Genomic DNA, 9946 nt, shown 5'->3' with positions numbered 1-9946 from the left:
GCACGTGGTAAATATAATTTCCAATAATATTCCATCAATATTCGCCTCCTGTGAACTTCATAAAACTCTTTTTTTAAATACTTTATAATGGACATTTAAAATGTGTTTAAAAAAATCATAACGAGTTGGTCACATTCTTATCTATGATCTCTCGCTACAGAACAAGATTAAAATATGTAACTGGTTTCATGTCAATAAATTAATTTCAGTACATTTTTCCAAGTTACCAAGCCACAATTGCAACAATGTTTTTTTATTGCTAGAAATTTTCTTACTTTTATCTCCCAGTAATTATGTTGTTTTTTGAAAATAACTCGTTACACTAATCACTTTTTCTTTATAACGACAATTCTCAATAAAATGTGGGAGCTTGTGCCTAACTTCTTCAAGCGTCTCTCGCATTTTACTTACGACAACTCCTTTAACGCGTTCTTCATAACGTTTCCATATTCTTGATTCTTGGACAGACAAAGGAGGTCTAAGAACAATAATCTTATCAGCAGCTGAAAAGCTCGGCTCCGAGATTCATCACGTTGACTTATCAACGACTCCCCTTTATAATTCTGACATCGAGAGCCAAGGCGATCCCCAGTCGGTTGTCGAAGAAAGCATTCGAAAAGCGGACGGTGTACTGATTGTCACCCTGAATACAACATGGGAATTCTAAGCGTTTTGAAAAACACCTTAGACCAGGCTTCGCGTCCGAGTAAAAACTCAGTGCTGTTTCAAAAACCTTTTGCGATTGCAGGTGCTACTCCGGGCAGTGGAGGGACAGCGCAGTCACAAGACCAGGTGAGACAGACACTGCTTGCCATGAATGCCTATACCAATGCCGGGTCCGAAGGTTCTCATCGGCAGCAATCACGAAAAACCGAATGAAACCACCGGAAAATTGGACGACGAATCAACGCTTCGCCATTTGGAAAGATTTCTGACAGCTTTCGAAGAATGAATCTTGGTCTTTAAACAAACTCATAAGTGAAAGATGTGAAGGAATTATGACTAATCAGAAAGTATACTACGGTAAAGATATCGAGGTAATGTTTAATTCGGAGGTATGCATTCATTCCGGTATTTGCGTAAAAGGCCTCCCTGGTGTTTTTAATTTAAGCAAGCGTCCTTGGGTTAATCCCGATGCTGACACTACGGAGGCAATTGCCCGACATATTGGCACCTGTCCAAGCGGAGCACTGACGTATAGACGTCTGGACGGTGAATATTCAACAAAGAAAGAGGGGTGAACATGCATATTGTAGATCATGATACCGCTAATAAAAGATTTCTTATTCGAGATAACGACGGCATTGCTGCGGTGATGACGTATGTAATCTCAAGTCCGGAGCTTTACATTATTGATCACACTTTGGTCGAAAATGCTTACCGAGGACAAGGGCTTGGCGATAAGCTGGTCAAAGCTATGGTGGAATACGCGCGGGAAAACGGTATTAAGATTTTACCCTTATGCCCGTTTGCCAAGGGACGATTCGAACGTCTCTCCGAATACGCGGATGTTCTCCATAAATAATCACTAATAATATAATTATGACAATAATAAGAGAAGAGCCTGAGGGTACGAGATTTCTTCGTCCCTCTCAGGCTCTTCTCTTATCTGTCAATCGATCCCCGTACTGTCAGAAGAAAATAAAGTCTTAGACTCTCGCTGTTTTCATTGAATCCATATCAATCACGAAATCTGACCTTACCCCCTCCTCATACGTGAGCACAGTCGCTCAAAGTAAAAAAGCCTACAAAAGACTTCTGTAAACAATAATTGAAACAAATTTCAATACGGGGCAGCGCCCGGCGAAGTTGACACCACTTGGTAGACTCGTAATTCCCAAAGAATTCCTTGTACAAATAAACAGGGTTTTTACAACCAAAAGAGATTATGGCCCAAATGCTCTTAGATTTACATGAAAAGCATCCGACTGCTACACAACAGGAATATGCTGATATGTTAGGGATATCAAAGTTGATTAGGAGATGAAAGGTGGTATAAAAAAGGCCTGAGCAGGTAGAGCATGAGCACTCACTACCTATTCAGACCTTTTTAATTAAACTATACAAGCTCTATACTGGATCAGCCTTGAATTGTCATTTGAGTTCTTCTTCTATTTTCAGTCTGGTTTCTCCCAGCAACCCTCCATCTGCTGACGCTTGAAGCAACAACTCACCAGCCACATAACCGGATTGTACAACAACGAGACACCTTCCTCTGTGTGTTCGTCTCTCATTCCCCTTAAAGGATTCATCGCTGGTGAGATCCCCATTGTCTATTCCAAGGATACGACCATCACCCTGTAGTTTAAAGGTTAATTCAAAATCCTGGTCAGGTACAACGATCCCATTTTGGTCTATGACGGTTACTTCCACATGAGATATCTCATGCCCATTAGCAGGTAGAATTACACGATCAGCCTCCAACTTTAGAGCATAAGGAAGCCCGGCAGTAGTCAATACATGCTCACAAACCTTCTCGTTTCCATTGCGACCCACAGCCCGGATTTTGCCCGGTGTATAGGGAAGCTCCCATAGGATTAAATGATTAGGGTAATCCACCAGCTTCCGCTCACCGTATGATTCATCATTCAAGATCAATTCCACGCTCTCACAATTGGTGAAGGTAACCAACCGTATCAATTTTCCACCGTATTCAGGAAATGTCCAATGATCTTCCATGGCCGGAGATTTCCAGTGCATCGTCCATGTCGGATTAAATTCCGATTTCATATGTTCGTTAAATGTGGCTATGTGCACAACAGGCTGATTAGACCATAAACTTTGTTGGAGATAAGATACTGGTTTGCGGAATCCGCAAGTATCAATCAGGCCCGAAGACCACCCTTTGGAGGGATAGCTCGTTTCTCCTAAATAGTCAATTCCACTCCAAACAAATTGACCGATTACATAATCATGATTAGCGACATCAAACCAGGGATTCATAGGCAAATAACCTTTAACCCGGCTATCCTTTCCCCGATAGTAGGGGAACGTTTCGGTTCCAAGGATAAGCGTATCCGGCATGGCCGCTCTATAGTGCTCATACCACTGTTCCTGATAGTTTAACCCCAGAACATCCACTCGTTGTGCCAGCTGTTTGGTATGCTCCACTTTGGCTTCTATCGAACCATCACGCAAGCTGATCGGTGTATTATGCGGCTCAAGCGCATATGTAACCGATCGGGTTGGGTCTTTTTCATGGCAGAAACCCACGAGTTGCTCCAACATTTTGAGCATGGATGGCTGACCTTGATTCTCCACTTCATTCCCAACGCTCCACATGAAAACACTGGGATGGTTCCTGTCTCTGAGCAACATTGCTTCCAGATCTTTTTCCCACCACTCATCATATAAATGCTCATAGAAAAGAGATTTCCATTTGTCAAAAGCTTCATCAACCACCAAGAACCCCATCTGATCACATAAATCTAATAATTCGGGCGCCATCGGGTTATGAGCAAAACGGATTGAGTTACAGCCCATTTCCTTCAGCTTTTGCAGCCTTCTTTTCATGGCTGTATCATGGTAAGCCGCCCCCAGACAGCCTAAATCATGGTGAATGCACACTCCCTTTAGCTTTAAGCTGTCCCCATTCAAAAATAAACCTTTTTGTGTATCCAGCTTCACTTCTCTTATGCCAAAAGGGGTACAATAACGATCCACCTCTGTATTGTCGCAATAGATCGTCGTCTGGGCTTCGTAGAGCACTGGGTTGTCCGGTGACCATAGTTCTGGCTCGAAAACTCGCGTTTTTTGCTCTATTTCCCCCGTTTCACAGCCCGAAAGAGTTACTCGGGCTTCAACTTTTCCTTTGGTCTGTCCCTGTGGGTCCAGCATTTCAGTCATAATAGTACATTCTACGGCATGCGCGTGATGATTAGTGACCTGGATTCTGGCACTTACCTTGGCTTCATCTGGCGAAATTTCAGGTGTGGTAATGTAAGTCCCCCATTCGGCTATATGAATGTAATCCGTACAAATCAGCCAGACATTACGATAAATACCGGCCCCCGAATACCATCTATCAGGTGAAAGAATCGTATTGTCCACTTTGACGGCAATCACGTTATCCTCATCCCACCGAATATATGGAGTCAAATCATATTGAAAGCTAACATATCCATAGGGCCGCTTACCTACAAAATGTCCATTGATCCAAACCTCACTGTTACTGTGAATGCCATCAAATTGTATGTATACGCGCTGTTTTGGAGAGGAGGGCTTTACATTAAAGTGCTTTCTGTACCATCCGACAGACCATCTCGGCAAATAGGCTTGATTGCCACCATACAGCATATGTGGATCAAAGGACTTTTCAATGCTCCAATCATGAGGGACTTGAAGGAGCCGCCATTGCTCATCGTTGTAGTCCATTTTCTCAGCACCTGCGTAATTACCTTCTATAAATTTCCAATCTGTTTTGAACGGCATAATCACTCTGCTTCCCATCATCTTGCCTCCATTTCATAAAGTGGATGAACGGATTTACAACAGTGCGGGATGACCATCACAAAAGACATGTTCTCATTACAATATTTGAAACACCGGGCGATCTTCAATAAAGTGTACGGGGAGCATCGGAAATTGGGCGGAAAGTACATCTGCGAGATACTTCATCCCAGGCGCTTCACTTTCAGCATGTCCCAGCATGATAAGTGCTCTACTTTGTCCTTGATAGACAGCATCTTTAACATATTCTGGTGTTTCCCATTCTGGGCCTTCACCGGCAATGACTAAATCCACATTTTCATTTAGAAATAATGGAATGGCTAGTTCACCACCTCCCCTGTATCCTACTGAGATTCCCACTCGTTCACATGGCATGGAAACCTCGCCAGCCACCCGTACATAACGAATATGTAGTTTGGCTTTGATATATTCAGCGATCTCCTTAACTTCCATAACCGGAATAGTCAAAATGGCGGCCGTCGGCTGCTGTTTCACAATGTAGTTGTGCCAGCCAAGCGCCTGAAGAAGCCCAACCATCACTCCATCCGGTCGATAACGATGTATGGCGTCATGAAACCGATAAATGCCTATACCTGCATCGGCAATGAGGCGAGATTTTTGCAAAAAAACAGGATCATGGAGTAAACATTCATGCATTCTCTGATGACTATAAAAGATGCCTTCATGCGTAATGATAAAATTTGCACCTAGAGAAATAGCTTGTTCTATCACATACTGCGAAGCGGAAAAAGCGGTTACAATTCCTTGTACCTCAGTATCTACAGATCCTGGGTCCAGCAGATCTACGGTGGTGTGGGGTATGCTTATTCCCTTGGTCAGATGATTCACAATCAGACCCATAGTCATGGTCATACACGTTCCCTCCTCATGGATAATGCATATCAATTGTACCATTTTATTTCAGCCATAGGCGCTATTCTTTCTAGCAAAACAGCCAGTTCCAAAGGAGCCAGCTGTTTTACGAATGGTTCTATTATTTATACAGAACTCCTAAAATGGAGTCGATTCGTTCTTTTGCTCCTTGCCAGGATGTCATGACGGGGAACTCATATTGCTCTCTTGCTCTCAGATTCCATGGATGAGGAATACAAAGCACCTTTTTCCCCTCCTCTAACGCAGGCACTAAATTATGAGGACCATCATCAATTAGGAGATCATAGTTAATCAGGTTCTTTCGTTTACATGGGAAAAAGTTTTCAATCGGAATGAATGGCATATGTCTTTGAAGCCAGTTCCATTTCTCTACGACGGTCTTGGGTTCTGCCGCTGTCACAATAATGACATCAAAAGCATTGCAAAGTCTCTCCATTTCCTCTACGACATACTCGTCATACAGTTCAAGTTCCTCAAACAAACCCGGTCGCCCATAAAATACATCATGCGTGCTTTTGGGATGCCGCAGATGATCAGTATTCCAATCTAACATTTCTTCATACCGAAGCGGATGAGTGGGAAATTCACTATTGTTATGGTATATGGCTCGTTTGACGAGATGGCAGATGGTATCGTCCATATCGACTGCAATGATTGGTTTTCTCATCAGCTTGCCCCTATTCACTCTGGTAAAATTTTTCACAAGAATATCATACTATAATTTAATATTGCGGTGAAGCTTGGGTATTGGTGTCCGATAAGATCTCGCCTTTGTTCAAGATCATTAGCCAAGTATAACGTTAGGTTTATCTACATAAAACAGGCATATTAAATCAAAAAAGTTAGGTTATATTCATTTAAACAAACTAAATTTCAAACAAATATAAGCAATAAACACAATGAAATCATAGAAAATCACACTTAAATAATAAATCTATGCATTTATATTTCAAAAAACGAAAAAACAACTAAAAAAATCAATTGAATAACAAAAACACAAATGATAGAATAACAAAAATAACTTTCACTCATTTTGAAAGCGCTTAATTTCGTATTTAGCTTACTGCTATTTACAAACTTACATACCTACTTCATCTCTATATAGCAGGAAGTTGAATAATATATTTAGGGAGGAATTAAAATGAAGGTATTGTTAAGAAAAACATTATTGTCTGGACTCGTCGGTGTGCTTATCATGATTGGTTTGGGGGGATTCTTCTCCAAGGTAGAAGCTGCTTCAGGATTTTATGTAAGCGGTACCAAATTGTATGATTCTACAGGCAAGCCATTCGTTATGAGAGGCGTCAATCATGCTCACACTTGGTACAAAAACGATCTTTATACAGCTATCCCGGCAATTGCCCAGACAGGTGCTAATACCGTCCGAATTGTCCTTTCTGACGGAAACCAATACACCAAGGATGATATTAATTCCGTAAAAAATATTATTTCTCTCGTCTCCAACCATAAAATGATTGCTGTACTTGAAGTTCATGACGCTACGGGCAAAGACGACTACGCGTCTTTGGATGCAGCTGTGAACTACTGGATTAGCATAAAGGATGCTCTGATCGGCAAGGAAGACCGGGTTATCGTAAACATTGCGAACGAATGGTATGGCTCTTGGAATGGAAGCGGTTGGGCTGATGGATACAAGCAAGCGATTCCCAAGCTGAGAAACGCAGGTATCAAAAATACACTCATTGTCGATTGTGCCGGATGGGGGCAATATCCTCAATCTATCAATGACTTTGGTAAATCTGTATTCGCAGCTGATTCTTTGAAAAATACGGTATTCTCCATCCATATGTATGAGTTCGCGGGTAAAGATGCTCAAACCGTTCGAACCAATATCGATAACGTTCTGAATCAAGGACTTCCTCTGATTATTGGTGAATTTGGCGGTTACCACCAGGGAGCAGATGTCGACGAGACAGAAATCATGAGATACGGCCAATCCAAAGGGATAGGATGGTTAGCATGGTCCTGGTATGGTAATAGTTCCAACCTTTCCTACCTCGATCTTGTAACAGGACCTAATGGCAATCTGACGGATTGGGGGAAAACTGTAGTTAACGGAAGCAACGGGATCAAAGAAACATCGAAAAAGGCCGGTATCTACTAAACGTACTATTAAAAAGTAAAAAAGGCTCATGGTTGAACGACCATGAGCTTTTACATTTTTATACTTTGTACTAAAAGTACCCGCTGTGCGTCTCTGAACCTACACTTCCTGGGTTATACAGTGATTCGGATTTCATACACAGGCACGATGCTGACTGCGCCAATATCTACGATACGTTCCTTTGCCGTCTCTTTCCAGCCAGCCATAGTCGTATTGCTGTTGAGAACCTTACCTTTTCGTATTGGGGAGACATATACGTACAACCCTTGCTCGATGAGCTGATGCTCAAATGCTTTCAAGCCTATTTCCCAGGTCGTATGGTTGCAGAAATTATCGTTGATCAGTTCGCCATCCATAAAGGCATAACCGATATCTCCCGTATAATCGATACGCAGCAGAGCTTCCTTGATTCCGTGAAAGGCATCTTTTTCGAAATCAATAGTAAGTTTATCGTTATTTATCCTTTTCAAATTGAAATGGATTTCTTTCTTAGAAGCCTTTAAACGATACGTTTTGAATATATTGTTTTCTGATATTTCAAGCAGCTCTCCACCGGAAATAGATGTGAATGAGGCGTCAAAACCCGGGAATATACTCAGAGTTACCATTTCTTGGCCCGTTGATTCCAGCCTTAGATCGCCCTCAGATACAAGTACATTGGCATTGGTCAAAATGACTCTGTCCCGGCCTTGCATGTTTACCTTCCAAAATGTAAGACTTTGCTCATCAGTCATCGTGTAAATGGTAACTTTTTTGCCACTTTCTGATACCAGATGGATGAGACTATCCTCCTCTTCAGCAACCTTAATGATCGTGTTCCCATCCAATTGCTCTATCGAGCCTTTGTCGATTGTGGCACTGATTATATCTTTTGACTCCATTTCATACCTTCCTTTCATGCCCTCCGGTACAAAGAAAAAATAATATGCTTCGCCGTCCTCTTCTATCCTTGTTATCAGCTGTGCCGTAGCATATTTGAGCTTCATTCCATCTAAATTAAAGTTAAATGGTACTATGGCATAGCTATCACGTCCTAACGTCAGTTCACCTTGACTAGGGATTACAATCGTTTCCTCGGGCAGCTCAATGCTCACATTAAAATCGCACAGATCGTAATTTTCGACATGGTCTTGGAAATTATTTAGAAACAGATAACCCGATCCGTTACTGGATCGCACTGCATATCGTAACGTATCCACATCATAAGGGTCCATCTGGGACGTATCCCCTGGCAGAGTAGTCTTGGTTAGTGAGAATTGCTTTTGGAACGTTGAAAAAAAGTAATGCTGCAGTCTTGTTCTTTGGTATGATTCCCTTACTTGACCGAATTCGCCGATCATGGCGTTGAAATCATAGGATATTTTAGGAGTGGCTAGATCATTGGTGAACGGGTTAACCTTACCTCGTGGATTGGAACCCCCATGATACATGTAGTATCCGATCAGGTTACAGCCTTCTGCAACCTTCATGACAGTCATCGCTGGAACACTGCGGTAGGGAAATGCGAACCGATATTTATAAAACTGAACCATGCCGCCACCCATTTCACAGCAAGCGTATGGATAGTCTTCAGGCGCGTATTGAGGCTCAAAATTGTAGCTCTCTGGAATCTTGTTATTATGTTTGTCTCGGAAAATGTATTCCGGTGTTGCAGGATGCTCGTCCATCCTCTCCAAACGTCCCTCTTCGTAGTAGATCCATGGCCAATAAGCATACCCGCCCCATAACGGCAGCATATCAGGTACAGGAGTTGTTGCTCCTCCCCATCCTGTGCACGTATAGATCGGAGTATCAATCCCCGCCTCCAGAGCTATTTCTTTAAGTTTTAACATATGCGAGTTACCGTCACTTCCGCTGTTTAGCCACATATCATTAATTCCCACAGTCAATGCCCACTGGGCAGATGAATGATTATGCTCGTTTTCGATTTGGGTGCCGATAATCGGCCCCCCTTCCTTATATAACAGCCCTTTAACCTGGGCACCGATTTCGTTATACAATCTTCTCGTATAGAACAGATACCCCTCATCATTAGAACGAACCTCAAAGGGTCGACCAAATAACCAATCCGGCATACCGCCGTTTCGAATTTCCCCATGATCAAAGGGTCCGATCCGAATGATGGAATATACCTGATGTTTGCCGCACAACTCGATGAAACGACGAAGATTCTTGTTTCCACTCCAATTAAAAATACCTTCAACTTCTTCATGTAGGTTCCAAAAAATATAAGTGGCAATGATGTTTACGCCGCCCATTTTTATTTTAATAATTTCGTCTTCCCAATAGCGTTCATCATAACGGGCATAATGGAATTCACCACAAATACCGAAAAAGGGCTCTCCGTCCTTCTCCATAAAATAGTTGGTGAATCCGATTTCCTCTCCTTTTGGATTGGTGCCGCCAAGTTTGATATGTCCTTTAACAATATGCTTTTGATCGTCTTTGACTGTAACTCGATAGTTTCTCATGGAGCAC

Annotated in this window: 8 protein-coding genes; 4 read left to right on the top strand and 4 right to left on the bottom strand. The window is 42.2% G+C overall.

What is annotated here, in order from left to right; genetic code table 11:
• Positions 1 to 672: 672 nt before the first annotated feature.
• The 3 genes from AC5ELV_RS18410 (at position 673) to AC5ELV_RS18400 (ending at position 1525) form a co-directional block, all read left to right on the top strand.
• Positions 673 to 879, top strand: coding sequence for an NAD(P)H-dependent oxidoreductase (locus AC5ELV_RS18410; protein ID WP_493431327.1), 207 nt, complete (start codon positions 673 to 675; stop codon positions 877 to 879).
• 119 nt (positions 880 to 998) lie between these two features.
• Positions 999 to 1241 (top strand): (4Fe-4S)-binding protein, encoded by a 243-nt coding sequence (locus AC5ELV_RS18405; RefSeq protein WP_493431326.1) that lies wholly within the window; start codon positions 999 to 1001, stop codon positions 1239 to 1241.
• A 2-nt stretch (positions 1242 to 1243) separates the two neighbouring features.
• On the top strand, positions 1244 to 1525 hold the full coding sequence (locus AC5ELV_RS18400) for a GNAT family N-acetyltransferase (RefSeq protein ID WP_493431325.1): 282 nt from the start codon (positions 1244 to 1246) through the stop codon (positions 1523 to 1525).
• Between the two features lie 569 nt (positions 1526 to 2094).
• On the opposite strand, the gene AC5ELV_RS18395 is transcribed toward AC5ELV_RS18400, so the two are convergent.
• From AC5ELV_RS18395 to AC5ELV_RS18385, 3 genes are all read right to left on the bottom strand, one after another.
• The gene (locus AC5ELV_RS18395; RefSeq protein WP_493431335.1) at positions 2095 to 4449 is read right to left on the bottom strand and encodes a glycoside hydrolase family 2 TIM barrel-domain containing protein; all 2355 of its coding nucleotides are present in this window, start codon (positions 4447 to 4449) and stop codon (positions 2095 to 2097) included.
• A gap of 78 nt (positions 4450 to 4527) precedes the next feature.
• Complete coding sequence (locus AC5ELV_RS18390) at positions 4528 to 5322, bottom strand: Nif3-like dinuclear metal center hexameric protein (RefSeq protein ID WP_493431324.1); 795 nt, start codon at positions 5320 to 5322, stop codon at positions 4528 to 4530.
• A gap of 121 nt (positions 5323 to 5443) precedes the next feature.
• On the bottom strand, positions 5444 to 6010 hold the full coding sequence (locus tag AC5ELV_RS18385) for a 5' nucleotidase, NT5C type (RefSeq protein ID WP_493431323.1): 567 nt from the start codon (positions 6008 to 6010) through the stop codon (positions 5444 to 5446).
• 474 nt (positions 6011 to 6484) lie between these two features.
• Here AC5ELV_RS18385 and AC5ELV_RS18380 point away from each other — a divergent pair, with 474 nt between their 5' ends.
• Positions 6485 to 7468 carry a glycoside hydrolase family 5 protein gene (locus tag AC5ELV_RS18380; RefSeq protein WP_493431322.1) on the top strand — a complete coding sequence of 328 codons (984 nt, stop codon included), beginning with the start codon at positions 6485 to 6487 and terminating at the stop codon, positions 7466 to 7468.
• A gap of 113 nt (positions 7469 to 7581) precedes the next feature.
• Here the strand turns inward: AC5ELV_RS18380 and AC5ELV_RS18375 are convergent, their stop codons facing one another.
• Positions 7582 to 9939 (bottom strand): beta-galactosidase, encoded by a 2358-nt coding sequence (locus AC5ELV_RS18375; RefSeq protein ID WP_493431321.1) that lies wholly within the window; start codon positions 9937 to 9939, stop codon positions 7582 to 7584.
• Positions 9940 to 9946: the final 7 nt, after the last annotated feature.

Source organism: Paenibacillus sp. NMA1017 (assembly GCF_058895805.1).
Note: the sequence above shows the minus strand (reverse complement) of the source record. Positions and strands in the feature narration are given on the sequence as shown.

What these genes read in the sequence shown, in the direction of transcription:
- AC5ELV_RS18405 (WP_493431326.1), top strand. Translation starts at nt 999, where the DNA reads ATGACTAATCAGAAAGTATACTACGGTAAAGATATCGAGGTAATGTTT.
- AC5ELV_RS18400 (WP_493431325.1), top strand. Translation starts at nt 1,244, where the DNA reads ATGCATATTGTAGATCATGATACCGCTAATAAAAGATTTCTTATTCGA.
- AC5ELV_RS18395 (WP_493431335.1), bottom strand. Translation starts at nt 4,449, where the DNA reads ATGGGAAGCAGAGTGATTATGCCGTTCAAAACAGATTGGAAATTTATA.
- AC5ELV_RS18390 (WP_493431324.1), bottom strand. Translation starts at nt 5,322, where the DNA reads ATGACCATGACTATGGGTCTGATTGTGAATCATCTGACCAAGGGAATA.
- AC5ELV_RS18385 (WP_493431323.1), bottom strand. Translation starts at nt 6,010, where the DNA reads ATGAGAAAACCAATCATTGCAGTCGATATGGACGATACCATCTGCCAT.
- AC5ELV_RS18380 (WP_493431322.1), top strand. Translation starts at nt 6,485, where the DNA reads ATGAAGGTATTGTTAAGAAAAACATTATTGTCTGGACTCGTCGGTGTG.
- AC5ELV_RS18375 (WP_493431321.1), bottom strand. Translation starts at nt 9,939, where the DNA reads ATGAGAAACTATCGAGTTACAGTCAAAGACGATCAAAAGCATATTGTT.